The organism is Shewanella vaxholmensis (assembly GCF_031932135.1).
Lineage (GTDB): Bacteria > Pseudomonadota > Gammaproteobacteria > Enterobacterales > Shewanellaceae > Shewanella > Shewanella hafniensis.
In genome coordinates this window covers 182,658-209,070 of the sequence record NZ_JAUOEV010000001.1, presented here as the reverse complement: position 1 = coordinate 209,070, position 26,413 = coordinate 182,658, and the positions used below count along the sequence as shown (strand labels likewise).

Sequence of the window (26,413 nt, the reverse complement as noted above, 5' to 3'; positions counted from 1 at the left end):
GCTCTCTATTTCACTATTTGGTAGCAAGGAATATAAGCGCTTCCGGGAAGCTTCATTCTCTGTTGTTGCACAAATGCACTCAAGAGCTTATCCATCATGTCCATGAGTTTAGGATCGCCTTTCAATTGGAAGGGACCATCGCGCTCTATGTGCTTGATTGTTTCCGACTTGACGTTACCCGCCACTATACCCGAAAACGCTTTGCGCAGGTTGGCGGCAAGCTCGGCTTTATTGGTTTGGAAGTGCAAGTCCAAGTTTGCCATCACCTCGTGGCTCGGAACAAAAGGTAACTGGAATTCAGACTCTATCTTCAGTGCCCACTGATATTGGTAAGCATCACCCGTTGAGCGGCGATAGGCTTTCACTTGCTCCATGCTTTTCTTCATGATACGCGCCACTTCAGTGGGATTATCTATGATGATTTGATACTTCTTCTGAGCTTCAGGGCCTAAAGTTGAGGCAATAAACTCATCAATCTTAATGAAGTAATCGGCGCTTTCCGTGGGGCCTGTGAGGATCAGCGGGAAAGGGGTTTCTTGGTTTTCTTCGTTGAGTAAGATACCTAAGATATAGAGCAACTCTTCCGCCGTGCCAGCACCACCTGGGAAGATAATAATGCCGTGACCTAAACGCACGAAGGCTTCGAGGCGTTTTTCAATATCGGGCAAGATCACCAGTTCATTGACGATTTGATTCGGTGGCTCGGCGGCAATAATACTTGGCTCAGTCAAACCAATATAACGGGCATTTTTAATCCTTTGTTTGGCATGACCTATGGCCGCACCTTTCATCGGGCCTTCCATCGCGCCAGGACCACAGCCAGTGCAAATGTCCAATTCCCTCAGGCCAAGTTGATAGCCTACCTCGCGGGTATACTGGTATTCGATAGCATTAATACTGTGCCCGCCCCAACAGACGACGACGTTAGGGTCTTTCATGGGGGCAATCGCCCGCGCGTTACGCAAAATATCAAACACCACATTGGTGATATGGTGGGCGTTGGTCAGATTAATGTGTTTGAGCGAGTCGTATCTGTCGCTGATATAAAGGATGTCGCGTAAGACTGAGAACAGATGTTCTTGAATGCCGGTGATTATTTGGCCATCGACAAAGGCTTGTTCAGGGGGATTGACCAGTTCTAATTTAACACCGCGTTCCCGTTGTAGGACGTGGATGTCGAAATCATGGTATTGCTCGAATAGGGCTTTAGAGTTGTCGGTTTTTAAACCTGCGGCAAGTACTGCTAAGGAGCAGTTGCGGTACAGTTGATATAGCGTGCTTTTGGCACTTTTCTTGAGACGATCAACTTCAAGTTGCGAAAGCTGATCCATGCTGCCTTTAGGGCTGACTTTTACTATCATTTATCACTCCTTCGTCATGACAGGAGTGATTAGAGGAGGCGTATAGTGGGGCTCAATTATACGTCAATCACAACCCTGTCTCTGCTTTCGTGTTTCGCTTTGTAGAGTGCTGCATCGGCGCGTTCGAAGGTCTCATGTATGAGCTCACTTCCCATAACTTGCGCAGCCCCTATAGATACTGTAACTGTAATTCTCTGATTTTTAAATTTAAATGGAATATTTTTTACTTTCTCGCGCACTCTGTTTAAAAGTTGAGCGATATCAGCAGGTGCTACATCGGGTAATAGCAGGACAAATTCTTCGCCACCATAACGGGCTACAAATTCGGTATCGCGTAGCGAGTTTTTCAATGCCATCGCAATCACCTGCAGGGTTTTGTCGCCCGTGCTGTGACCAAAGCTGTCGTTGATCGTTTTGAAATGGTCAATATCGGCAACCGCCACCCACAGGGGAGATTTATGCCGTTGATAGTTGCGGTATTCCAAATCCATGCGCTCTTCTAACGCGGCACGGTTAGGCAATTGAGTTAAGCTATCGAGCAAGTTGAGTTTTTGTTGTTCAAACAATCGCTCTTTGTAAGTATTGGCCTCGTTACTTAATTCATTAAGCTCTTTGCGCATTGTTTCCATTGATTTACGCAGTAAGGCCTGTTCTCTTTGCTCTAAGGCTTCTTTACGGGCCAATGCCGAACGAATGGAGTTAAGTTGCTCAGTTAATTGGGCTTTAAGATCGACAATATCTTCCACATCGATAATGATTTCACCGGCGTTATCGACGCGGGTATTAATCTCACGATTCAACTGGGTCTTGAGTTGGAAGCTGCGTTGATTGTGGTTGTAAGACTCACTGACTACTTCGCGCACTGCGGCTAAGGCATCGTTGAGGGCAAACAAAAACTCTTGCGATGCCGATTTCTCGCGGGCGATGTTATCAAGTAATAAGGCTAAAATGGTTTGGTAGGCTTCGAGCAAGCTATCAACTTCAATCTCAGAAGAGAGCACTTCTTTGATCACTAGGACTTGGTCACGCTGATCTTTACGAAACTCGATTTCCGAAATCATCTGCGCCAGCTCATGGGCTAGCTGCCTGTGTTTTGGCAAGACATCGAGTTTTTCAGATTCGTTAAATTGTAGCTGTAATATGGTTTCGTAGAAGCCGATGATTTGCTTAACTTTAGGAATATATTCCCAAACTGTGTGAAAAGGTTTAGCCAGATCTTGTTTGAAGTAATTGACTTCTTTTTTGAGTTTTTCAGGTGCAGAGTTCACGCGTTGGATCTGACGGATCACCTGTGACAAACCCGTACGACTCTCTTCGAGTTGTACCATCACATGGTGATATTGGCCTTTTAGTAGGCGCTCGACATCGACTAATTCTGGCAACGCCTCATCGACTCGCTCAAACGTATTTAAGTTATGGCGAAGTTTGGCGAGTTTATTATCTAGCTCAAGATTTTGCCCTTTACAGGCGAGGCTTAAGTGACCAATAAATTGCAGTAATGTCTGTAACTTTGCGTTTCTATCTTCATTGACTTCATCGAGGGCAAGTTTGGCCGAATGAAGTTTCTGTTGCAGCAAGGCAAGTTGTGAAACGGTAGCGCTCGAATCCTTCATCCTGAGTGTTGTCCTAACTCTGCAAGGCTAAAAAACATGACGATCCTATGTCCAGATTAGCTGTTAACTCATATGATACTAATGTTATAACACTGGGCGTAGAGTGCAAATGCGATTTACCTATGACTCTGTGATTAATTGCTGATATTGATCAAATATTTTCCAGTAATTGCCTATCTTGGTTGTTTTCCCAGCAAGGCCAGCGAATATCTTCTTTATTACCGTTGGTTTCTAATCTGATTAATCCACGCTCAATGCCTTTTTCAAGGTGTAAAAATAACGGATTGGCAAATAAGCTCAAAGGGACAAAGTCGAGCGCTCTAAGGGCAACATAATAATCGTCACTTCCCTCTAAACTGCGGGCACAGGCGAGCGCCATCTGCACGGTTTCAAACTTTAATTTCGCGGCCATTTTAATTTCAGATTTCGCCAGCAGTGGCAAGTTGGCAAAACCAAGGCGGAAATGATGGACTATGTGCTGTTGGTCGAGTTTCTGGCGTATTTGGCTGATCACGTTTGTCGGCTCAACGGCTTGGGTGAAGCGCACTGCAAATACCCCTTGGCGTATCACATAGACAGGGGATGCGAGCGCATCGGTTAGATGCGTGGCCAGTTGCGCGGTTACTGAATCACTAAAATATTGGCCATAGTCGAGGTCGGTCGTGAGCTGGGCGGGGAAGGCGATAATCCCTAAAGCTGTTGTAGACGCTTGATGTTGATTATGGCCCAAGTGCGCTAATAGCGCCGCATAGCCTAAGTTATGGGTAAAGGGTTCCTGTAGGCTCAGTTGGGCTAATGCGGCATTCTGTGCCGAGATTTTGCGGCGATGATGCAACATATACGCAATCACCAGCAGCAAGAGTCCGGCAATCAGGCAACTGATGAGCAGTAGCGTGTGAGTGTTGTTGCTTTCTTTCACTGTCTCAACGAGTTTTCCCTGTAGCATGTTGAGCTCAAGTTTAAGCTGTTGCTCTGCAAGGGCAGAGGCCGACACTGGGGAGTCTTTATCTGTCTCGGCTGGCTTTTTACCTAGCTCAATGATACGGGCTAGGGCATCGATGGTTTTTGCTAATTCCCCTAATTTTTGCGCCGCGGAGGCGATAAGTGTGAGTGCGGATTTTTGTTCATCGACCAGTTTTAAATCGACCGCGAGTGCTAATGCGATATCGGCATGGGCCATCATCAGCGGCCAATCTTGGTTGGTTTGGGCGATTTCACCAATTAAGAGTTCGTTATAAACTTGATAGTGATGGCTTTGTTTTTCTTTGAATATTTGATTGGCCATCAGTAAATATTTTAGGGCGTTAACATTGTCTTTAATATTTGAGTAGGCTTGTCCTAAATTATGGAAATTAAGACCTTGTGCGATGTAGTTACCGCGTTTTGCATCTAATTGCTGGGCATTTAGGTAGTAATCAATCGCTTTATGCCAATCCCCTTGTTCGCCATAGACCATAGCGATCACTGTCATACAACTTGAAAGATAAGTGTCATTGCCCATTTTTTTAAATCCAGCCGCGGCTTCATGAGCGTTTTTAAGCGCTTCATCCCACTGCTTTAAATCACGATATACCTTAGAAAGTTGTAATTGCAGATTGGTTTTCATTGATGGGTAATTAGAACGATTGGAGATCCGAATCGCTTCACTATAATGCTGTAATGATTTTGTAAGCTGCTGATTAAAATTGTAATAAAAGCCAAGCCTCGCTTCAGCCGCCGCGATTAAGTAATCGTTTCTGAGTTTATAGGCAATGTCGCGGTATGTGTGGAAGTGCATCAGGGCTGGCACTTCTTGGCGGATTAATAAATGTAAGCCGCCTAAGTGCTCATGAATATTGTGTTTAAGAATCAATGCTTCGATGTCATAGCTGTCGTTGATGCGGGTGATCGCTTCATTATACAGGCCAATCGCTTCTTGATATTTTTGCTCGGTACGGCCAAGGTAACGCCCATTCAACATGGCGACCATTGCAAGTTCATAGGGCGATTGCGCCGCAGTAGATAAGAGTTCAATCAAGCTTTTTGCGTCCTGAAAACCGACCTTAGTTTTCACGTTCGGCTCCATATTCAGCCGAGTCAGCAGATACAAAATCTGTTCAAATTCGGTTGGACTGTAGCCTTGCTCTTGGGCTGCACGCTCAAATTGGTCACGGTTTTGGAACGCAAGGGGGAAGGAAATGGATTTGTTGAGCACATCATACATTTGCTGTGGCGATTCTCTTAACTCCACCTCATCAGCTTCGAGATCTCGGCTTTGAACGCTAAAAGGCAGTGACAGCAACAAAGTAAATAAAATAACCGTGAGTTTTTGCATTTGAACTGTGATTCCTCATTCCTTAAGTCAAGGAACTTATTTTGTTAGCTTTTGTTAGCGCCTAATGAGGATGCTACATCGACTTGTTATACTTGGAAAAATCATAAGAAGCATAATAACAGAAGGAAGCAAGAGTGAAACCCAACAGATTATCAATCTTGATATTAAGTGCATTATTTTCTGGCCAAGTATTGGCCGATGTGAAATATCAAATCGACCTCGTTAAACCCGAGCATCATATCGCTCAAGTGAATGTGACTTTTCCTGAAGTGAAGACCAGCGATTTTACGGTCAATCTGCCAGTGTGGCGTACGGGTAAATATCAAGTATTGCCTTTGGCCGATGGCGTGCGTTTATTTAGCGCCAAAGACAATCAAGGTCATGAACTCCCATGGAAACGTACGGCGAGCGGTGAATGGCAAGTCGCGCTCACGCAGCCAACCAGCGTAACGGTTAGTTATCAGTTGTATGCCAATGAATTAGGCCAAAGGGTTCGCCATATTGATGCGAGCCACGCGTATTTAGATGCCAGCGGCGTGTTCATGTATAGCCCGCAATTTCGCTCTGAGCCGGTATCGGTTCAATTGAACGTTCCTGAAACGTGGCAAAGTTACTCGGGTATGGCATCAGGCACGCCAGCGCATTCTTTTATCGCGCAAAATTACGATGTGTTAATTGATTCACCTATCGAAACCGGTGTGAGTACTCATAAGCAATTCAGTGCTAATGGCAAAAACTATGAGTTAGTATTTTGGGGTGAAGGTAACTATGAAGCCGATAAAGTCGTTAAGGATTTAACGGCATTAAGTGGTCAAGCAAAGGCGATTTGGGATGATTATCCCTTTGATCGTTATGTGTATATGGTGCATGCCACCAGCGGCGCTAGTGGCGCGACAGAACATTTAAATTCTACGGTTATCCAACTGCCGCGTTTTAGTTTCCGTGAGCGCAAGGATTACCTACGCTTTATTAGCACAGCATCCCATGAGTTTATCCATACCTGGAACGTAAAGGCCTATCGTCCTGCGGGACTTGTGCCCTATGATTATCAGCATGAAAACATGACGGAATTACTGTGGATGGCCGAAGGCTCTACCAGTTATTTCCAAGGCCAGTTACTGCTGCGTGCTGGGGTGATGACGCCTAAAGAGTTCCTCGAAGACTTAGCTAAACGCGTTGAAAAAAACCAACTCAACCCTGGGCGTGAAACTCAATCTGTTGCCGAGGCGAGTGCAGGAGAGTGGAGCAGTACGGGCGGTGATTATGCGATTAATCACAGTGTGAATATCTACTCTGAGGGTTACTTAACTTCCTTAGCGTTAGATTTCTCGCTGCTGCAAGATACGAAACTCAAGCATTCATACCGTGATGTGCATCGCCGTTTATATCAAGATCACCGTGTGCCAAAGGGCTATGGGGTTAGTGATGTGCAGCATATCCTTAAGGATTTATCCGGCAAAGATTATGCGCCTTGGTGGCAGGCAAACGTGAATAGCCCGATGAGATTAGATTTCCCTGAGTTGTTATCGCAGGCTGGGTTAGCAATGTCCTATGGCAAAGATTCAAAAGTCGAGGCATTTGCCGGCATGACGTTAAGCAGCGCCCATGGCTCTTTAGTGTTAGACCAAGTGCTGCGTAATGGCCCAGCGTGGCGAGCGGGTATCGTCGCGGGGGATGAAGTATTAGCGATTAATGGTCTTAAGGTGACTGCTGCGGGTTTTGATAAGCGCATCAACGACTTTAAGACTGGTGATAGCATTGAAGTGACATTATTCAGCAACGATAAAATCAAACAAGTTAAGCTCACCCTTGGGGAGCAGCAAAGCGGTAAGTTAGTGCTTAAGGGCGATGCGAAAGCGACTAAACAGCAAAAAGCCTTCTTCAAGGCTTGGTTAGGCATTGATTGGCCGTTTGATAATAAAGGCGAGCTAGTGTCTAAAGCCGATGACTAAAATTAGTGATTAAAGTGAGTGACTAAAGCTAGTGTCTAATGTTAGTCCTAAAGCTAGTGCCCCAAATTAGTGACTAATGCTAATGACTAAATCAAATGGCATTCGGCTTGCGATTAAGCCGAATGCCTTGAATTTAGGCGTTTGATTGATACAAAAAAGGCGCACCCTCATTTAGAAGGGGCGCCTTTTGTTATTTTGTATTTCAACTTATTTATATAAGAAGAATACGAGTGAGTCGCAGATTTAGTTTACCTAACTCACTTAGGTTAAATTTAATTCAGCTTAAACTTGTGCTTCTTCGAGTCCACCTAGTGCTGCCACGAGTGCATGCATCAAGGCGACTAACTCGCTGCCCATTAAGGCGAAGTCTGCATCTAAACGTGCCATAGGGTCATCAGTGCCGACTTCATCGTTACCTGCTCTAAATTCTTCTGAGAATTTAAGGCGTTTAACGCTGGCATCCGATTGCAATAATAGTGCAATCGATTGGCCGAAATGCAGTGCTAACTTGTGTACTTGCTTACCTGTTGCGAGGTGAGCTAAGACTTCGTCTTCTTTTAAATCCTGTTGCTTGAAACGTACAATGCCGCCTTCATCCGCTTCGGATTTAAGTTCAGCTTCATCTTGCATTTCAAAAGGTAATGGCGCGCTGCCAAGTTTTAACCATTCGGTTAAATTGGATTCGACTGGCGCTTTAAAGCTCAATGGGATCACCGGCAAACTACCGAGCGCTTTACGTAATAAAGCTAACAGCTCTTCGGCTTTAGTGGCACTTGAACTGTCGACAAGGATCATTTCCAGCTCTGGCAAAATCAAGGCATGGGTTTGGCTGCGGCGTGAAAAAGCGCGTGGCAGTAGGCTAGTAATGATTTCATCTTTTAGCGCATCTTTTTCTTTTTTCGCCATCTTACGATTTTCTTCATCTTCAATGAGGGCGACTTTTTCTTCTAAGGCTTCTTTGATGACTTGACCTGGGAGAATTTTCTCTTCTTTAGTTACACAGATCAGATGGCGATTGTCGGCACTGTGTACCAAGGAGCTGCCTTTTTTGCCTAAAGCATTAGAGAAACCAAATTTACTGACATCTTGGCTTGAGCACGGAGAGAAAGTGAAATCGGCCAACGCAGTTTCTAGCGCTTCGGTTTCGACGGCAAAAGGTTTATTGAAACGATAAAGAGTAAGATTTTTAAACCACATAAGAGGCGCTCATTGAAAATTAAAGTGGCAGTTTACGGCATAGTTTGGGCGGGGTAAACCTGTGTTCGACAGCTAATTTCTAGCGGCGGATCAGAATTCATTAAACTGTAACATAAGAATTGACTCAGCTGCAGACCGCATTTTTACTGGGTTTGTTGCCAAGCTTAGCGTCAGTTATTTTACCTTGCGCACTAAACGGTCACAATTGAAATAAAACTGAAACACATTCATTGCACACTTTCGGTCGTTCCAAACCAATAACCAAGACGAACATAACGTCGAAAGGATTAAATGATGAACGTTTTTTGTAAAACTCTACTTGCTTCTGCGCTAGCTTCTGCAACTCTGGCTTCAGCTTATGCCGCTGAGCCACTGACTGTTTATGGTAAGTTGAATGTCACTGCTCAATCAAATGATGAGAAAGGTGATGCTACAACAACTATTCAAAGTAATGCTTCTCGTTTTGGTGTGAAGGGTAATTTCGAACTGTCTAGCTCGCTGGAAGCCTTCTACACAGTTGAATACGAAGTTGATACAGGTGCTGCGACTAGCGACAACTTTAAAGCACGTAACCAATTTGTTGGCCTAAAAGGCGCATTCGGTTCGTTCTCAGTTGGTCGTAACGACACGCTGTTAAAAATCTCTCAAGGTAACGTTGATCAATTTAACGATTTATCTGGCGACTTAAAAAGCCTGTTCAAAGGCGACAACCGTTTAGGTCAAACTGCGACTTACTTATCTCCATCAATTAGCGGTTTCGTATTCGGTGCTACTTATGCTGCTGAAGGTGATGCTGACCAACAAGGTCAAGACGGTTTCAGCTTAGCCGCTATGTACGGTGACGCTAAACTGAAAAAATCACCTATCTATGCTGCTATTGCTTATGACTCAGATGTGAAAGGTTATGAAATCCTACGTGCATCGGTTCAAGGTAAAATCGCTGATTTAACCTTAGGTGGTATGTACCAACAACAGGAAGAGACTTATAAAAATGCTCTACCTGTAACGACGGATAGCATTAACGGTTACCTGTTCAGCGCTGCCTATGATATCGATGCTGTTACTTTAAAAGCACAATATCAAGACATGGAAGACAAAGGTGATTCATGGTCAGTAGGTGCTGATTATGCACTGGCTAAACCCACTAAAGTCTTCGCTTTCTACACCAATCGTTCGTTAGAAGCGTCTACTGATGATGACAAATATATCGGTGTTGGCTTAGAACACAAATTCTAAATCCAGTATTAAGATTCAATTAAGGAGGCATATAGCCTCCTTTTTTATTGCTATAAACAAACAGTTATATAAACTTATTATGACAAATATTACTACTATATGGCTCAAACGGCGTGCTAATTCATAAATCTGTAATAAAAATGACTAATAATAGCCGTGTTGACATTCACTGACAGAAAATCACTTATGACTGCAAGGATATTGATAGTAGAAGACGAGTTAGCCATCCGCGAGATGCTGACTTTTGTAATGGAACAGCATGGGTTTACGACCTCTGCGGCGGAAGATTTTGATTCGGCCATTGCGCTGCTAAAGGAGCCTTACCCCGATCTGATTTTATTGGATTGGATGTTTCCTGGCGGAAGTGGTATTCAATTGGCGAAACGCTTGAAGCAAGATGAGTTCACGCGCCAAATTCCGATCATCATGTTAACTGCCCGCGGTGAAGAGGAAGATAAAGTCAAAGGTCTCGAAGTCGGCGCCGATGATTACATCACTAAACCTTTCTCCCCTAAAGAACTTGTCGCACGTATTAAGGCCGTATTGCGTCGCAGTGCACCGACTCGATTAGAAGAAACCATTGATGTGCAGGGCTTAATGCTCGATCCTGTGAGCCACAGGGTGAGCGTAGGCGATACTGTATTAGACATGGGCCCAACCGAATTTCGTTTATTACACTTTTTCATGACCCACCCAGAACGTGTCTACAGCCGCGAACAGCTGCTCGACAATGTGTGGGGAACCAATGTGTATGTTGAAGACAGAACCGTTGACGTGCATATCAGACGCCTTCGTAAAGCCGTTGAAGAGTCTGGTCACGACCGCTTGATCCAAACGGTTCGTGGCGCAGGTTATCGTTTCTCTACACGCATTTAGTGCCGAATAAGTGTTAGGCACAAGTTAGCTTTTAGGCTATCTTGTGCTCCTCTTATTTAGCCTGATGTTTGGGTTTATCTATGTCTGACTCTTATTCAGGGTACCGGTTGTTTACGCGCTTAGCCTTATATCTACTGCTTTGCGCGCTAATAGGTTTATTGGTAGGGAAACTTCTCTGGATACTCTTTTTCGGCATGCTAGGGCTGGTTTGCTGGCATTACCGACAATTATCACGGCTTAACTTTTGGTTATGGCGCGATAGGAAACTCACGCCGCCGCAGGGCAGTGGGAGTTGGGAAGGAGTGTTTAACGGCATTTATCGCCTTCAAGGGAAGAATCGTCGACGTGTCGGTCAATTGGCCGCATTGCTGGCGCGATTCCGCCAAGGTGCAGAAGCGTTACCCGATGCCGCTGTGGTGCTCGATTCAGAGCATAATATTTTATGGTGCAACAAGTTAGCGCAGCTTATTCTCGGCTTTGTTTGGCCGCAGGATAATGGCCAGCGTATTGATAACTTGATCCGCCATCCTGATTTTTCCGCTTATATTAAATCTGCACAATACAAAGAGCCGCTGGAGTTACCTTCGCCGGTATCGGATAGGCGTTTGCTTGAGATCCGTATCATGGCCTACGGTGATAGGCAGCTACTATTAATTGCGCGGGATATCACTCGTATACGTCAGCTCGAGGGCATGCGTAAAGAGTTTGTCGCGAATGTGTCACATGAGCTGAAAACGCCGCTCACTGTGTTGCAGGGTTATCTCGAAATGATGCAAAGCATGGCCGAGCCCGATTCGATGAACGTCAAACCGCTGGCTTTAATGCAGCAGCAGACGCGGCGAATGCAATCTATGGTCGAACAGCTATTGATGTTATCGCGGATTGAAGATGCGGCCGATATCAACCTCGAACATACAGTGAACATGACGCAGCTGATGGAAGTGCTCAAGGAGGAGGCTAAGGCGCTAGCACAAGACAGATACGAGCTGAGCTTCTATTGCGAACCTGGGCTTGATTCCCACGGTAATGAATTGCAGCTAAGAAGTGCTTGTTCTAACTTGATTTCTAACGCGATTCGTTACACTGAACCCGGTGGTAAAATCACAGTGCAGTGGCGCAGTATGGCAACGGGAGCTATCTTTAGCGTAACGGATACGGGCGAAGGCATTGCACCTCAGCACATAGGTCGATTAACTGAACGTTTTTATCGGGTAGACAGTGCGCGCTCAAGGCAAACCGGTGGCAGTGGTCTAGGTCTTGCGATAGTAAAGCATGCGCTTAACCATCATCACAGTGAGCTTAAAATCAGCAGTGAAGTGGGTAAAGGCAGTACGTTTAGCTTTGTTATTCCTTTACATCTTATCGAGCGTAAGAAGTAAATTGCTTAAGTGAAATATTCGCAATTAATAATAAAAACAGGTCACTATGGCCTGTTTTTGTTTCTAGGTTCAGAGAGTTGTTTATTAGTGACAGAAAAAAGCGATAAATAACGCATTGTCATCTAAGTGTCACATCACAGACATAGAATTGTCATTGTAGCGATTGATACTGGCTGCGTCTGAAGAAACTTAAGTTACAAATTAGTTAGCTTACTACTGGAGCACATAATGAAACTGAAAAAGCTTGTCGGCGCGATTACCCTAACAGCCGCTGGTGTATTCTCTGCAACTGCGATGGCATCGATTGATCAATCTCTGCCAACTTATGAAAAAGCAAGTGGCGTGTCAGGCAACTTATCATCTGTAGGTTCAGATACGTTAGCCAACATGATGACACTTTGGGCCGAAGAATTTAAACAAATGTACCCTAACGTCAACATCCAGATCCAAGCGGCGGGTTCTTCTACTGCGCCACCAGCGTTGACTGAAGGCACTTCACAGTTCGGCCCAATGAGCCGCAAGATGAAGCCTAACGAAATTGAAGCGTTCGAAAAACATTATGGTTATAAGCCAACTGCGGTTCGCGTAGCTATCGATGCTTTAGCAGTATTCGTACACAAAGATAACCCAATCAAAGGTTTAAGCGTTGAACAAGTTGATGGTATTTTCTCTTCTACTCACAAATGTGGTAGCAGCGACATCCAACGTTGGGGCGAGCTGGGCTTAGACGGTAACTGGTCTGCTAAAGATGTTCAACTTTACGGTCGTAACTCTGTATCTGGTACTTACGGTTACTTTAAAGAGCACGCACTGTGTAAAGGCGACTTCAAAGCGAACGTGAACGAGCAACCAGGTTCTGCATCTGTAGTGCAATCTGTTTCTCAATCTCTAAACGCGATTGGTTACTCAGGTATCGGTTACAAAACTGCTGGTGTTAAAGCAGTTGCGATTGCTAAGAAAGGCGAAGAGTTTATCGAAGCAACTGCAGAAAACGCAGCTAACGGTACTTACCCACTATCACGTTACCTATATGTTTACGTGAACAAGCAACCAAACAAAGACTTAGCACCAATGGAAAAAGAATTCCTACGTTATGTGCTGTCTAAGCAAGGTCAGCAAGTAGTTGAGAAAGATGGCTATGTGACTCTGCCTAAGAGCGTAGTTGCTAAAGATTTAGAACAAGTGGGTATCCGCTTGTAAGCCAAACGGCTTGTTAATCAAGGACCTCCTCGGAGGTCCTTTTTTGTTTCTGGGGTTTTATCTGGGCGATGATGTTTGGTCATTCTGTCTGGTAGATGCCAAATAAAAGGCATAAAAAAAGCAACCTAAATAGGTTGCTGTAAATTCCAATTCGGAATCTTGGGACGGTCGCGCTAGAAACCATCTAAAGGAGAATGATGATGAACGAAGAAACTCATTGCAAAGATTCGGTTCATAATATCTGACTCAGCATCTTTAAATTAGTTCAGAGAAAGTGCGAAATATTTTAAATAATTTTGCATTTGTTTTTTTAAAGAGGTGTGAGCCTCTATTTTTTGCTCGGTTTGTACCTCGGAATTGGCGTCGTAGACTATTGCCCCGCAATTCTTGCATGACGCAAGAGAATCGATTGCAGCTCTGTGATCGCCGCCAAAGATGAATTGTTACAAAAACTCGCCGATAAGCTGATCTAAAACTCTGCTACGATTTGCCTCTGAGCAAATGTGCAGTCGATAATAATGGCTAATAATCTGTGATGAGTTATGGCTGTGAGTCGTTATAACAACGACAAGTTATGCAGTATTGCTCTACAGCTGCGTTCACTATTATGCATTCAAACTTACCCTTTACAATTGAGCCAGAGATAGGGGGCTAGCGCCCATCGCCCTGTGCCCATAACTTGAATATTGAGGCGACAGTGTTACAACCAACTAAGACTAAGAATACCTTAGCGGATGCCACGACTTGGGATTTCACCCGAGATTACCATTCTTTTGCTAATACCGAACAAGTGCAAGTGACCCATGTCTCTTTGGATTTGCTGGTGGATTTTGACGCGCAGCGTCTTTTTGGCAAAGCGACGCTGTCCTTGGATTACCTTGAGCTTGATGTCACTGAACTTTGGCTCGATAGCCGCGATCTCACCATACTCGCGGTTACTGCCGTGCATGCTACTGATACAACGAGTGTTTCGATACCAGAAAATGAAGCACCGCTCGATTTTATACTAAGTGAAGCCAATTCTATTCTCGGGCAAAAAATATGCATCAGTTTGCCAACGTCACCTTGCCAGCAGGTTTGCATTCACTATCACACCTCTCCAGCCGCCCAAGGATTACAGTGGTTAGCGCCTGAGCAAACTGCGGGTAAACAGTTACCTTATCTCTTCAGTCAATCGCAACCGATCAATGCTCGTAGCTGGATCCCACTGCAGGATACGCCTAAGGCGCGGATAACCTTTGATGCTAAAGTGCAAGTGCCCAAAGGTATGCGAGCTGTTATGAGTGCGATGAATCATCCCGACACGCCGCTTAATGGTGTGTTTCACTTTGAGATGGAGCGACCTATTCCGACCCATTTGATGGCGCTGGCAGTCGGTGATATTGCCTTTCAAGTGATAGGCCCAAGATGCGGGGTGTATACTGAGCCAAGTATGTTGGCGGCCGCCGCAAAAGAGTTTGAAGACACCGAACATATGCTCGAGGTTGCCGAGTCATTGTTAGGTCCTTATGTGTGGAACCGTTACGACATGATTATCCTGCCGCCGAGTTTCCCCTTTGGCGGGATGGAAAATCCACGTTTAGCCTTTCTAACACCCACACTTATCGCCGGCGATAAAAGCTTGGTTTCCACCGTTGCCCATGAGTTAGCGCATTCGTGGACGGGCAATTTAGTCAGTAATGCAACCTGGCGAGATCTCTGGTTAAACGAAGGTTTTACGACTTACTTTACTAACCGTATTGTGGAAGCGGTTTACGGCAAAGAACAAGCAGAGTTGGAGTGGGTGATAGAGTTTGGTCGCTTAACAGAAGAAATGGCGTCTTTGCCTAAGGATAAACAAACCTTGCCCGCCAATGTGCAGCAGGGCGATCCTAACCTTGCCTTTAATCGTTTTACCTATGATAAAGCCTCGATGTTTGTCCATGATCTCGAGCGCAGACTAGGGCGAGTGGCGTTTGATAAATTTTTACGCAATTATGTGGACCATTTTGCCTTTAAGGCGATTACCACCGAAGTGTTTGTAGAATACGCGCAGCAAACCTTACTGCCATTACACTCAGATAAGATCACCGAAGCCGAGCTGTTAACGTGGATTTATGGCGAAGGTTTGCCCGAGGGATATTGCGGACCAACATCCATGAGTTTAGATAAAGTGGATGATGCGCTGGCGTGCTTTATACAGGGAACGGCCGCGAGCCTATTAAGTGTAAAAGATTGGCGAGTACATCATTGGCAGTATTTTTTGACCCAATTACCGGAAGTCATCAGCCAAGTACAACTGATGGATCTGGATGAAACCTTCCAATTTACCCAATCGACTAACGCAGAAATTGCCTGTGATTGGTTTAGGGTGGCGATTCGCAATCATTACGACCCTGTGTTGCCGGCTTTAAGTGCTTATTTAGTGCGTATTGGACGCGGTAAATTTGTGCGGCCACTTTATGCTGAGCTGCAAATCGCGGGGTATCATACTGAATTAAAAGATATCTATACAAAGGCTCGCGCAGGCTATCACCCTTCGATTCAAGTTCAATTAGACAAGTCGCTAATATTATAGACATTTAGGCGATTATAGCGATTTAGGTGCGTATAGAAATTTAGGCAAAAAAAATGGCAACCTAAGGTTGCCACAAGGAAATCAGTGCGGGATACAAATAGAATTCAGTGCGCTAGCGTGTTTTCTATTGTGTCCCAAAAGGGAGATGATGATGAACGACCAACTAATTAGACTCAATGCGATAAAACAGAAACTGTGTCATTTGAGTGAATGAAACTGTGACTCCACATATTTCATTCTCAAGGTGCATTTAATCTTATCCGTTAATCCTTACCTATACTCAGAGTCGCCATTTTTAATTAAGTTCACCGATATCGCAAAAAAATCCTAAAAAGTTTAAAAAAGAATTTCTGAAAGATAGAAAGCAGTTGAAATGTGCTATTACATTTACTTTACATATAAATCATTGGGATAAAAAAAGGCAACCAAATGGTTGCCTAGTGACCTATTCCTAGGTCAAGGGGGCCGCGCTAGAAGCCCCAGGGAGATGATGAACATGAAAAAGGCATTCACTGTTCAATACATTTGAGGGGGCTTGTACGGTTAAAGTTCCATAAAAAAGTTAAAATAAATCTAAATTTTTATAAAACGCAAAATTTCAAATAGATAGCGAGTAAATTATTTTAGCAAAGCGGCAATTTTACTTTCTAACGCTTCGGGTTTCGTGGTCGATGCAAATCGTTTAATCGCTTCGCCTCGGCGATTAACTAAAAATTTGGTGAAATTCCATTTGATACCTTGAGTACCTAATACACCGGGAGCAGCTTTCTTAAGGTATTGATAAAGTGGATGGGTATGTTCGCCATTCACTTCTATTTTAGAAAATAGTGGAAATGTCACGCCAAAATTCAATTCACAAAAGGCTTGAATGCCTTGCTCATCGGCTTTTTCTTGGGCGCCAAATTGATTGCAAGGAAAGCCTAAAATCACTAATCCTTGATCTTTATATTCTTGATATAACGCTTCTAATCCCTTGTATTGCGGTGTAAACCCACATTCACTGGCGGTGTTAACGATCAAGAGTACTTTGCCTCGATACTGCTCTAAACTTACCGCGTTGCCTTGAATGTCTGTCGCTGATTGGCTGTATATATTCGTAGTCATGTTCACCTCCATAGGATCTTAGTCAACAGCATAAACTTTAAAATAATTTTCAGCAATCTAGTTGTGTGCAATTTATTTTGTGGGTTTGCTAATTTACTTAATTATCAATATAGTTACAGCAATTTTGTAGCTAAAGAAAAGGGCATCTGTGTGACAGAAAATGACGCAGAATACGAAACAAACATGCAAGCTGACGTGGGGCAGGTTGTTCAACAACTCACTGAAGTTGAAGGCGAAGAACAAGCTGAAGTGTTTAGCGAAATTCTGAATGACTCAGAACCTGGAACCATAGCCTTAGCGCTTGAATCCTTGCCCTTGGATGAGCGTTACGAGCGTTGGCAGCAAGTTGAATTTGCTGACCGAGTGACAGTGTTGAGCTTAATGCGTGCCGATCCGCGCATGGGGATCCTCAAACGGATGCCCGACAATGAAGTGGACTTGCTATTTGCCCAGTTAAGCCCAGAAGATTTAATTGAATGGAGTGATTATCTCCCTGAAAGTTTTACCGATCGCGCCTTGGCCCAGATGGGCGAGCGTCAGCGACAACGATTCGAACTCTACGATCAGTACTCTGAGAATGAAATCGGCCGTTATACCGATCATCAAATGTTGGTGCTCAGTGATAAGGCGAGCGTTGCGCAGGCACAGCGCTTTTTCCGCCGTATTGAACTCGATTGTAACGACAATTTGTTTATCGTTGATGATCAGGATAAGTATCAAGGCACAGTTCGTCGGTATGACATTTTTAAACATAATCCCGATGAATTATTGATTTCACTCTTGTCCGAGGATAGCCGTGCGTTATCCGCTGACACGAGTTTATTGGAAGCGGCCGAAGCGATAGAGCACAGCCGCGAAATTGAATTGCCTGTGATCGATGAGTCAGGAGAGTTAATTGGTCGCGTGACGCTGCGAACTGCGACCGCTTTAGTGCGTGAACATTATGAAGCGCAGTTGATGGCAACTGCGGGTATGGATGAGTCCGACGACTTGTTCGCGCCGATTATGAAAGGCGCCCAGCGCCGCGCTGTGTGGCTCGGGATCAATTTACTGACGGCTTTCCTCGCTTCGGCGACGATTGGCTTATTTGAAAATGTGTTATCCCAAGTGGTCGCGTTAGCAGTGTTAATGCCGATTGTGGCTTCTATGGGCGGCATTGCGGGTAGTCAGTCGTTGACGCTGATGATCCGCGGTATGGCCATGGGACAGATTTCAGCGGGTAACTTGTTTTCGTTAATGAAGAACGAACTCGGCATTGGCATAGTTAACGGTTTTTTGTGGGCGATAGTTATAGGTTTAGTCGCGGGCTGGTGGTTCGGTGAAGCGACCATAGGCATAGTGATTGGCTGCGCAATTTTGATTAACATGGCAGTGGCAGCAATTGCTGGTGTGGTCGTGCCTATGGTGCTGCAGAAGTTTAATCAAGATGCGGCGCTGTCGGGTTCAGTGATCTTGACCACAGTGACGGATGTGGTGGGCTTCTTTACTTTCTTAGGTATGGCGACCCTCTTGTATCTGTAGTGCATTGGTATATAAACAGTTATATCAATAGTGCTCTGTTAGATTTGTAGTATGAGAGTGAAAGCGAAGTGGGATATGAATGCACAGCTAACTGGCGTGCATTTCCCGTATGTTGGCAACATTAACGGTTTAATCTGGATATGAGTGACATTCAGTTTGTAATAAGTGAACAGCCAGAGGAATTAGCGCTGGCGGCACAATTGATTGATGGGCGTGATGATAACGCCCATCCGCTGGACCATCAGGTATTTTTCGATTCTCGTGCGGTGATCTTAGCGAAAACCTTTGAGGGTGAGATAGTCGGTTGCGCTGCGATAAAAGCCGGTAAAGGCACTGTTGGTAAAGGCACTGTCGGTGAATTGGGTTATCTGGTGGTGTCGCCCTATTATCGACGTCAGGGCATAGCTCAAGGTTTAACGCAAAAACGTATCGAAGTGGCGAAGGCTTTAGGGATCTCGATTTTATACGCTACTATTCGCGCCGAGAACACGTCGAGCCAAGCAAATTTGTTGAAGGCGGGCTTTCAATTTTGGCGTGATTATTTGAGTGTCCGCGGCACGGGCAACACTGTGGGTTGGTATTACTTAGCCTTAAGTGCCAATGTCGATGCTGAAGCGATCATGCTGTCTTTAGTGGGTGATCGCATTCAAGCGGTGTAATTGTGCCGTAAGTGAAAAGACTTAGATCTTCAGCTGTTTCGAGTTTGTTTTTCATTTGTATATCCCTCGCAAATTATCCCCATTTATACGCAAATAGGCTGATTTTCTTTATTTATTCGGTATGATCCGCGGCTATTACCCACAGTCATTTATTGAGGTGTTTTTATGGCTAAGTTCAGAGTAGCAAGTGTTTTATTATTGAGTGCGGCAGCGCTGCAAGTGAATGCGTCAGAATTTAATCTTGGGTTGAATAACGATGTGGTTTCTACTGAGTTAGAACTGCAATTGAGCAAAGATACTAACGCAGTGTTAGGTTATATCTATGCTGACGAGGGCGGCCATATTGCCCAAGGTGCAATGCACATGACCCATGATGTGGGTGTGCATCACTTTGAAGTTGGCGCTAAGTTAAGTCAGCTTTGGTCTGACTATTCTCCAAATGGTAGCGCCATTTCTGTTGGTGGCCGTTATGCGCTATCTATGGGGCCTAATATTTCATTACACGCCGCCGTTTACTATGCGCCGTCAGTCTTGTCGTTTGGCAATGTTGATGGTCAATATGAGCTCGATTCAAAAGTGCAATACCGCGTAACACCAAACATGGCGTTTTATGTCGGTTATCGCAAGATTGCCTATGAGTACGATGACGCCCGCGATTTCACTTTCGAAGATGGCGTGTATATTGGCGGCAAATTCCGCTTCTAAAACCAATCGTTTTGATCTCGCTGCGTTAACTTAGCAGTCGATGACAAGAGCCGGCCAAGGTCAACTTCGCCGGCTTTTCCATTTTGCTTTTAGCTCGCTGTAGCTGGGCAATATGGATGAGAAAATGACTAATCCAATGCCGATTAGCATCACTAGGCCGAGTTCTTCACCGAGTATCCACCAGCCGAACAAGGCTGCAAAAATCAATCCGGTATATTCAACAGGCGCCATTTGGCTCGCATCGGCACGTCGATAGGCATGGATGATGAGATAAGTCATACAAATATAAAATAGTCCCAACGTTAATCCCACCTGTGCTACAGGCAAACTAAAATCCGCGCCTTCGTATAAGGTCGCTGGTATCAGAAATATCATCGCAAAGGCATTAGACCAAAAGAGCATAGAGAAAGGATGTTCATGGGTCGAATAGGCCTTTAAAATCAAACTATTCAACGCCGACGTCATGGCACCGAAAAAGGCTAAACCTATATACAGGTTAAATTCGGTTGGTTGGCTGATAAGTAGAATGCCAGTAAAGCCAATGATCCCCGCAACTGAGCGTCGATAGCCTATGCGTTCATGCAAAAATAACGCAGAAAGCACGAGGAGTAACAAAGGTGAGGTATAAATCACGGCGGTTACCGTTGCGAGGGGAAGATGCAAAATGGCAAGCATAAAAATGGCATTGCCGAGTCCAATCAATAGGGCGCGGGCAAGATGCACTTTGTAATAAGGGCTCAGTTTGAGATTACCCTGCAAGCGCCACACAAAAGGCAGCACTAGCAAGGTGGCAAAGAGTTGTCTGTAGAGCACCAGTTGGAACACGGGTGCATCATTTTCAAGCAACTTGACCAAGAGGTTGCCACTGGCAATTAGGAGTTGTGCGGCTAAAATCATCAATAGAGGCTGCATAGGATCCCAGCAAAAAATAAGTCAGTATTAAGTTGTATTTTGGATTTCAGGTCACGGTTTGGACTTTGAGACTAAAATAGCTCCATACGGCATGGGATATTCGACTAATTTAGCCTAACTGATTGTAAAAAACTAAATGTGGCCATAAAGTTAACCTACAATTCCAACTATCGACTAAGATTGACAGCATTAGCATTTACTTCATAGCTGTATAAATGATCTATGGCCCTTTAACTTAATAAGCCGATGAACAAACTTAAACAGACCCTATTTTGGTGTTTTTTACTTTTTATATGGACATTAAGTCCCTCTGTATTAAGCGCTGAAATTGCGTTCGATTCGCCGTATTTGTTCCATGCTCAAGCGGATCAACAGCCCCCGAAACAGTTTGATGCTGTGCCCCATTGGATGGGCCAACTCGACGAAGCTAATTCTGTGAGTTTAACTGGCGGTGATTATTGGATGATCACGCCTGTGATGGTTAATCAGCGTCAGTCGAATTGGGTAGTGGATGCGAGTAATTCAATTATCGAATCTGTTGATTACTGGATACTCGGTAGTGACGGCAGTACACAACATGCCCACAGCGGTTACACCGCCCCCTACGAATTTTTATTCGATTATGGCCGTAAGGTTACCTTAAATATGGGTACGGATTATTGGCTGTTAGTTAAGCTGAGTAGCCGTTATTATTCATCGCCTCCCGAGATTGCCCTACAAAGCGTGACGGATCATCAGTTGATGTCTGATCGTCTCGCCATGGCCGTGCTGCTGTGCCTAGGCGGCTTATTATTTATCGCCTTATATAATATTCTGATTTATATCTCTATTCTCGATAAAGCTTTTCTTTATTATGGCCTTTATGTCTTCGCGTATTTTGGTGGCTGGGCACTGACCTTCCATTTGCCAGCGCACTTGTTTAATTTCCATTATCTTGAGTTGCATCATCTGTTTTTCATCAGTTTGCCCATTTTTAATATCATGTTTTACAAGCACTTCTTGCAGTTACCTAGCTACTCACCGCGATTGTGGCGCCTTAGTCAGTATTTAATGTTTGCTTGTATTGTGGCTTTGCCGACCAGTATTTGGTTGTTGTCCTATACGGCGATTATTGCCTCTGTGCTAATTATGCTGTGGATTGCCCTAGCGATTACCTGCGGTAATGTATGCTTGATGAAAGGCTTTGCTCCTGCGCGTTATTTTATTCTCGCCTTTACTTGTTTACTCTTGCCTGCGGTAATTATTTTACCCGGTAATATGGGGCTAACCCCTGATTTCATTGAACATGCTGAGCTGGCGACGCTGATGGGTGGCACGGCCGATGCGTTACTGCTATCCCTGGCGTTAGCCAATAAGCTCAAGTTACTGGCGGAGGAACGTAAGGCGCATATTGAAGAGTTAGCGATTGCATGGGAAAAGGCACGTTTAGATGGTTTGACCCGAGTAGGTAATCGCTATGCTTTTGATGAGTATATGAATTCGCAACTAGGCTTCGCCGATAAAGTAGTGCAGCCAATGGCTTTAGCACTATTGAATATCGATAGCCTGAAAAGTGTTAACGAAACGCTCGGCCATCAAGAGGGCGATAGATTACTGCAATCGATAGTGCAGTTATTGCAAGCAACGGACTTAGCGCATTTAAAGCTTTATCGTATTAGTGGTGATGAGTTTGTGGTTGTGACGCCTTCGGTGGGGATCCCGCTATTGCTGAGTTCGTTAAATGGGTTAGCCGAACAATTAGCCAGCCAAGGCTTTAAGGATTGTCAGTGTAGTTTTGGGATCTCGTTAAACTCTGAGGTGGCCGATCCCCACGAGTGGCTGCGTTCGGCAGACACTAACTTGTACCAATCGCGAATGGATAAGCGTCGCCAAGTGTATGCCGATATTAGTGGGGTCGATGTGAGACTGCATTTAAGCTAGCGGCTGTGTTTAATCAAATGGTTTGCATTGGATGCTAGACAAAACAATACGGCGCAGATAAATTCTGCGCCGTATTGTTTTTACCTTAAGTTAAGCTTCGTCTCAGGTTGATAAGTACGAGTTTAGAAGTCTTTCTCGCCTTTTATTAAGGCTGGATGACCCGATATGGCTTTTGAGGTGTGCATACCCGCCATTGTCGCCGCTTCGACGCAGCCCGCATTAAGGCCTGTCTTTATCCAATCGCCCGTCATATACAAGTTATCTATCCCTGTGCCATCTGTTGTGATGCGATACTGCGAGCTGTCCTTAACTGACAACACATAACGTTCGGATGGGTCTACATTCGCGCGCCAATATTGGCTATCGAAGCGTGCAACGCCTTGACGGTCTTGTTCATCGTGAAGCCATTCCCAAGGGAAGCTATCACCGACATTTTGCCAAAGCTTATGGATTTCGGTATTGAGTTGGTGGATAGCACCGGTTTTAGCTTCTAAGGTTTTCCGTTGTTGGAAATCCACATCCGAGCTTGGTGGATAGGCTTCGACAGGCAATGCAGAGCAAAAGTAGCTGGCGTTTTTAGGTTCTAAACCGCGCCAATCTTCTTTGTCTAGCAGTTGGTTCATCGATGCCCAAGTATCAAAGGGTTCGGTGAAACCCGATAATACGGGTTCCTCGCCATCTTCAGAATAATTTGGCCAGCCTATTCCATTAAGATCTTGGTTCATCCACAGTTGATAGGCTTGAGTGGCAACGGTTTGCACCTTATCAACGCAAAGTGTGAGAGCTGGGCTTTGTGCCATCACTTCACTCGCCACATGGGGCACAGAACCGATGGAAAGACCGAAGATGACTTTGTCGAAATCCACACCTTTGACTAAGCGCTTTTTCGGTAGGGCTTTGCCAAAGTGCGTTTCATATACGCTGTCCCAATCGCTCCAGAAGTGTTCCAGATTGATATTATGGGCTTTAAGCAGTGCCGCTTGTTCAGGCTCAAGCTGCTCATAATTGGGCGTACTTGGCCAGCAGGCTAGACCTTTAACATCGACCAAGGGATCGTAGCTTGTGACAGCTGGTGCCAAGGCAACTTGCTCGGTGATTTCAATCGCTTGAACGCTTTGATTGCGGCATTCGAGATTATCGACGCGATTGAAGTAGTGGAAGTTGACACCTCGGCGTTTGAGCACTTCGTAGAAAGGCGTAAAGACCACATCGCCCATGCCGGCCTGCATTTTCCACATTACGCCACCTTGATAGCACAGGGCGATACGCAGCATAGAGCGGATAATCGTCCCCGCCTCGACATTGGGTTTGTCGAAGTTGCCTTTTTCATAGGCGAAGACTAAGTCGTAAAAACCACGCACGGGTGCGCTGTCGACTGTGTACTTAAGGCTGGCACCGTGTTTGGTTAACCATTCGCGGTAATCATAACCATTGATGGCATCGAAGCCTTTTTCAAACACATCATCGGCAAACATGCCCTTGAGTATCGTAAGCCCCAGATCGGCGGCGATGTACAAGTGGCGCAGTTCGTCATTGTTATCTAAATGGCCGCTAAAGCGTTTGACGAGTCGTTTATGCAGGGCATCAACGGCCGATTCCACAAAGCCATCGTCACTTTCACTGTGGACATGCTCATCGCACTCGCGGCCAATCATTTGATTGAAATGGCATTCGAGCTTATCGCTGAGCGCGTCGAGTGATTCTTTAGCATCTTCGACCGAATCCTCTAACTTATCTTTTAAGCGTTCAAACCAGCTGCTATCGAGCCAGTTTTTAGGTGTTCCCATGGATTTTTCATCGGAATCAAGCAAGTCATCCATGTCCTTGAGCCATTCTTTGATCCACGCAAAGGCGACTTTAACGACTTTCCAGAAGGTGAGGGTTTCGGTGCCATCACCAGGGATGCCCGGTAGTGTAGGGAAAGTGATCGGCCAGCTTACCGAGCGGCCTTCGACTTCTTCCTGTAATACGATGAAATTATGGGGTTTAAAGGCATCAAAAAAGGTTGCGAGCGGCGCATCTGCTGGCCTATCTAGTTCTTCATAAGCTTTACGCATTAGGGCAAACGCGTTTTGATAGAAACCAAACCAAATATGTAATCCATGTTCTTCAATACGTTGTCCCATTGCAGCATTGCGGCCGCTTGCCCCTTTGCCACCGATACGCCAGCCGAGTTGATAGACATCAATCTCATATTGATTCTGCCAGCCGGGTTTGTCGGTCAGATAACAGGCTGCGGTCATGGCCGCGACACCGCCACCGAGAATGGCTATTTTCTGTTTTTTGATTTCGGAGTTATCGACTAAAACTTCACCGGGTGGCACTTCAAAATCAAAGTTCACATGGTAAGGCAGTAAGACATGCTGCTCACCAATCTCGACCCCGAGCGTGTCCTGTAACGGGAAGCTGGCATTATCAAAAATGGTCGCGACAAAATCATTTTTGAGCAGGGCAACACTGTGCACTTTATTCACTTGGGCAGGTGCGGCGACGATGGCCTGATAAACGGCTTTTTGCCCTGATGAGTCAGGGAACTGCTTTAGAAATACTTGATCGATGGCGGGTTTAAATAGCAGATGAAACAGCTGCTCTTCGCCGAGCTGGTCGAGCTCTGGGATGAAATCGGTTTGTTCTTTAAAGAGTTGCCAGGTTTGGGTTATCGCTTCAAGGGTTGAAAGCTGCGCCTCGGGTTTGGCATCGCAATTCACTTCAATTAATGGATGCAGGGCGAGTTCAGTTTCTGGCGAAAAATGTAAAAAGCTTTTGGCTGCAAGGGATAATCGCGTCAGAGGCTCACCCACAGCTGGCATAGTGTATTCACATAAATATTTAGGATAACCAAAGAGTTCACGGCCATTAATTAAGGCCATGGCATCGTTCACCCAAATGTGGAGTGGCTGAAAATATACTTGGCTGATTTGTGTGCTGTCGCTGCTATCTTGGCGCCCGACCATGACCCAAGTGATGATGTCCGTTTCTTGGATCCAACCTTTTGCTCTGTCTTCTGGATACGCGGAGTAGGCTTTTTCAATTTGAGTGAAGGTTGTCAGTACGTAGGGTGATAACACTTTAAAATACATTGCACTACCGGCAACTTGATTCAAGGTCTTATCGATAGAGCGTTGGAGATTTGCCTGTTTCCCCTTCAGAAAAAAACCGTACATATCGGCTTTATTTAACACTAAGGGGGAGTGCATCAACATACTGCCTTGGGGATAAATAAAGTCGGGGCGCTGTTTTTCCATGGCGTTCATCCTTAAATTTCAGTGTAAGTCCAATGATTTGAAAGCTATAACCCAAAAAGCATAGGGCAAATAAGCTATTAAGCCCATTGATTTTACAATTGATTTATTAAGAATTTGAGAGGGGGTAACAGGATTTAGTAGCAAGTTGGATGTTATCCAACTTGCTCAGATTTGGCAGGTTTTAGCACAGAACGAATTCGTTAAACAAACCCGTGGGGCTAGGGGACTTAGGTTCAGTTACTTCGATTTATTTTGGTAGAAATCCACCTCTGTATTATCGTCCGAGTAACGTCGCTTAGTATCTCTGCGGCGCTGTTTCACGCGTTTATTCTTTTGCTTACCTTTGACGTTATCGCCCCATGGCGCATCATCGTCGTCAAATTCATAGGAGTGTGACATGGTCAAAATTCCAAAAATACCTGTGCCATTCGCAGCACCCGATCTTTTTACCCAAAGGTGAGATGAAGCTAAAGCGAAATATTTCATCACTGATGGTGAAAAGTTTTGTCCAAAGGCTATATCTTGCCACTGAAATGGCCGTATCTGAGATTTTAATGGGGGATGCGTGGGTTATCTTTATGATAATTAAAGGATAAGTTTGATTATCATCGGAAATTATATTATATGATTGAAACTGGCGCCCAGAATGAAAGGCGCCAAGT

General features: G+C 44.9%; 18 protein-coding genes. 10 read left to right on the top strand and 8 right to left on the bottom strand.

All coding sequences use genetic code 11. The features are described 5' to 3' along the window. Positions 1-5: 5 nt before the first annotated feature. The 3 genes from ppnN to Q4Q46_RS00805 form a co-directional block, all read right to left on the bottom strand. Positions 6-1,361, bottom strand: a complete 1,356-nt coding sequence (gene ppnN / locus Q4Q46_RS00815) for a nucleotide 5'-monophosphate nucleosidase PpnN (RefSeq protein WP_006080898.1) — start codon at positions 1,359-1,361, stop codon at positions 6-8. Positions 1,362-1,417: 56 nt separating this feature from the next. Further along, positions 1,418-2,974 carry a GGDEF domain-containing protein gene (locus tag Q4Q46_RS00810; protein WP_259215347.1) on the bottom strand — a complete coding sequence of 519 codons (1,557 nt, stop codon included), beginning with the start codon at positions 2,972-2,974 and terminating at the stop codon, positions 1,418-1,420. Positions 2,975-3,125: 151 nt separating this feature from the next. After that, complete coding sequence (locus tag Q4Q46_RS00805; protein WP_311904991.1) at positions 3,126-5,288, bottom strand: tetratricopeptide repeat protein; 2,163 nt, start codon at positions 5,286-5,288, stop codon at positions 3,126-3,128. A gap of 134 nt (positions 5,289-5,422) precedes the next feature. Between Q4Q46_RS00805 and Q4Q46_RS00800 the strand changes: the two genes are divergently transcribed. Further along, positions 5,423-7,240: a M61 family metallopeptidase gene (locus Q4Q46_RS00800; RefSeq protein WP_259521030.1), complete on the top strand. Its 1,818-nt coding sequence runs from the start codon at positions 5,423-5,425 to the stop codon at positions 7,238-7,240. Between the two features lie 282 nt (positions 7,241-7,522). Here the strand turns inward: Q4Q46_RS00800 and rdgC are convergent, their stop codons facing one another. Beyond that, positions 7,523-8,437, bottom strand: coding sequence for a recombination-associated protein RdgC (gene rdgC, locus Q4Q46_RS00795; RefSeq protein WP_006080902.1), 915 nt, complete (start codon positions 8,435-8,437; stop codon positions 7,523-7,525). Positions 8,438-8,728: 291 nt separating this feature from the next. Here rdgC and Q4Q46_RS00790 point away from each other — a divergent pair, with 291 nt between their 5' ends. The 5 genes from Q4Q46_RS00790 (at position 8,729) to Q4Q46_RS00770 (ending at position 15,685) form a co-directional block, all read left to right on the top strand. Continuing rightward, positions 8,729-9,673: a porin gene (locus Q4Q46_RS00790; RefSeq protein WP_041408521.1), complete on the top strand. Its 945-nt coding sequence runs from the start codon at positions 8,729-8,731 to the stop codon at positions 9,671-9,673. A gap of 186 nt (positions 9,674-9,859) precedes the next feature. After that, positions 9,860-10,549: a phosphate regulon transcriptional regulator PhoB gene (gene phoB, locus Q4Q46_RS00785; protein ID WP_006080904.1), complete on the top strand. Its 690-nt coding sequence runs from the start codon at positions 9,860-9,862 to the stop codon at positions 10,547-10,549. 80 nt (positions 10,550-10,629) lie between these two features. After that, positions 10,630-11,928 carry a phosphate regulon sensor histidine kinase PhoR gene (phoR, locus tag Q4Q46_RS00780; RefSeq protein WP_006080905.1) on the top strand — a complete coding sequence of 433 codons (1,299 nt, stop codon included), beginning with the start codon at positions 10,630-10,632 and terminating at the stop codon, positions 11,926-11,928. A 228-nt stretch (positions 11,929-12,156) separates the two neighbouring features. After that, positions 12,157-13,128, top strand: coding sequence for a PstS family phosphate ABC transporter substrate-binding protein (locus Q4Q46_RS00775; protein ID WP_006080906.1), 972 nt, complete (start codon positions 12,157-12,159; stop codon positions 13,126-13,128). A gap of 697 nt (positions 13,129-13,825) precedes the next feature. Then, positions 13,826-15,685 (top strand): M1 family metallopeptidase, encoded by a 1,860-nt coding sequence (locus Q4Q46_RS00770; RefSeq protein ID WP_311904989.1) that lies wholly within the window; start codon positions 13,826-13,828, stop codon positions 15,683-15,685. Positions 15,686-16,303: 618 nt separating this feature from the next. Here Q4Q46_RS00770 and Q4Q46_RS00765 read toward each other — a convergent pair. Continuing rightward, positions 16,304-16,789 (bottom strand): glutathione peroxidase, encoded by a 486-nt coding sequence (locus Q4Q46_RS00765; protein ID WP_311904988.1) that lies wholly within the window; start codon positions 16,787-16,789, stop codon positions 16,304-16,306. Between the two features lie 150 nt (positions 16,790-16,939). Here Q4Q46_RS00765 and Q4Q46_RS00760 point away from each other — a divergent pair, with 150 nt between their 5' ends. The 3 genes from Q4Q46_RS00760 to Q4Q46_RS00750 all read left to right on the top strand — a co-directional run bounded on the left by Q4Q46_RS00760 (position 16,940) and on the right by Q4Q46_RS00750 (position 19,674). Beyond that, positions 16,940-18,310, top strand: a complete 1,371-nt coding sequence (locus Q4Q46_RS00760; RefSeq protein WP_011846297.1) for a magnesium transporter — start codon at positions 16,940-16,942, stop codon at positions 18,308-18,310. A gap of 140 nt (positions 18,311-18,450) precedes the next feature. Beyond that, on the top strand, positions 18,451-18,969 hold the full coding sequence (locus Q4Q46_RS00755) for a GNAT family N-acetyltransferase (protein WP_311904987.1): 519 nt from the start codon (positions 18,451-18,453) through the stop codon (positions 18,967-18,969). Positions 18,970-19,134: 165 nt separating this feature from the next. Further along, entirely contained in the window at positions 19,135-19,674 is a 540-nt protein-coding gene (locus tag Q4Q46_RS00750; RefSeq protein WP_311904986.1) for a YfaZ family outer membrane protein, read from the top strand. Between the two features lie 60 nt (positions 19,675-19,734). On the opposite strand, the gene Q4Q46_RS00745 is transcribed toward Q4Q46_RS00750, so the two are convergent. After that, positions 19,735-20,586, bottom strand: coding sequence for a DMT family transporter (locus Q4Q46_RS00745; protein WP_311904985.1), 852 nt, complete (start codon positions 20,584-20,586; stop codon positions 19,735-19,737). A 246-nt stretch (positions 20,587-20,832) separates the two neighbouring features. On the opposite strand from Q4Q46_RS00745, the gene Q4Q46_RS00740 reads away from it, so the two are divergent. After that, a complete protein-coding gene (locus Q4Q46_RS00740; protein ID WP_311904984.1) occupies positions 20,833-22,506 on the top strand; it encodes a diguanylate cyclase in 1,674 nt (557 codons plus the stop codon). Positions 22,507-22,628: 122 nt separating this feature from the next. On the opposite strand, the gene Q4Q46_RS00735 is transcribed toward Q4Q46_RS00740, so the two are convergent. Both Q4Q46_RS00735 and Q4Q46_RS00730 read right to left on the bottom strand, forming a co-directional pair. Further along, positions 22,629-25,751, bottom strand: a complete 3,123-nt coding sequence (locus Q4Q46_RS00735; protein ID WP_311904983.1) for an NAD(P)-binding protein — start codon at positions 25,749-25,751, stop codon at positions 22,629-22,631. Between the two features lie 237 nt (positions 25,752-25,988). After that, entirely contained in the window at positions 25,989-26,150 is a 162-nt protein-coding gene (locus Q4Q46_RS00730) for a hypothetical protein (RefSeq protein WP_006080915.1), read from the bottom strand. Between the last annotated feature and the right edge of the window lie 263 nt (positions 26,151-26,413).

What these genes read in the sequence shown, in the direction of transcription:
- Q4Q46_RS00765 (WP_311904988.1), bottom strand. Translation starts at nt 16,789, where the DNA reads ATGACTACGAATATATACAGCCAATCAGCGACAGACATTCAAGGCAAC.
- Q4Q46_RS00735 (WP_311904983.1), bottom strand. Translation starts at nt 25,751, where the DNA reads ATGGAAAAACAGCGCCCCGACTTTATTTATCCCCAAGGCAGTATGTTG.
- ppnN (WP_006080898.1), bottom strand. Translation starts at nt 1,361, where the DNA reads ATGATAGTAAAAGTCAGCCCTAAAGGCAGCATGGATCAGCTTTCGCAA.
- Q4Q46_RS00790 (WP_041408521.1), top strand. Translation starts at nt 8,729, where the DNA reads ATGATGAACGTTTTTTGTAAAACTCTACTTGCTTCTGCGCTAGCTTCT.
- Q4Q46_RS00755 (WP_311904987.1), top strand. Translation starts at nt 18,451, where the DNA reads ATGAGTGACATTCAGTTTGTAATAAGTGAACAGCCAGAGGAATTAGCG.
- Q4Q46_RS00730 (WP_006080915.1), bottom strand. Translation starts at nt 26,150, where the DNA reads ATGTCACACTCCTATGAATTTGACGACGATGATGCGCCATGGGGCGAT.
- Q4Q46_RS00775 (WP_006080906.1), top strand. Translation starts at nt 12,157, where the DNA reads ATGAAACTGAAAAAGCTTGTCGGCGCGATTACCCTAACAGCCGCTGGT.
- phoB (WP_006080904.1), top strand. Translation starts at nt 9,860, where the DNA reads ATGACTGCAAGGATATTGATAGTAGAAGACGAGTTAGCCATCCGCGAG.
- Q4Q46_RS00740 (WP_311904984.1), top strand. Translation starts at nt 20,833, where the DNA reads ATGAACAAACTTAAACAGACCCTATTTTGGTGTTTTTTACTTTTTATA.
- Q4Q46_RS00805 (WP_311904991.1), bottom strand. Translation starts at nt 5,288, where the DNA reads ATGCAAAAACTCACGGTTATTTTATTTACTTTGTTGCTGTCACTGCCT.
- Q4Q46_RS00745 (WP_311904985.1), bottom strand. Translation starts at nt 20,586, where the DNA reads ATGCAGCCTCTATTGATGATTTTAGCCGCACAACTCCTAATTGCCAGT.
- phoR (WP_006080905.1), top strand. Translation starts at nt 10,630, where the DNA reads ATGTCTGACTCTTATTCAGGGTACCGGTTGTTTACGCGCTTAGCCTTA.
- Q4Q46_RS00750 (WP_311904986.1), top strand. Translation starts at nt 19,135, where the DNA reads ATGGCTAAGTTCAGAGTAGCAAGTGTTTTATTATTGAGTGCGGCAGCG.
- Q4Q46_RS00810 (WP_259215347.1), bottom strand. Translation starts at nt 2,974, where the DNA reads ATGAAGGATTCGAGCGCTACCGTTTCACAACTTGCCTTGCTGCAACAG.
- rdgC (WP_006080902.1), bottom strand. Translation starts at nt 8,437, where the DNA reads ATGTGGTTTAAAAATCTTACTCTTTATCGTTTCAATAAACCTTTTGCC.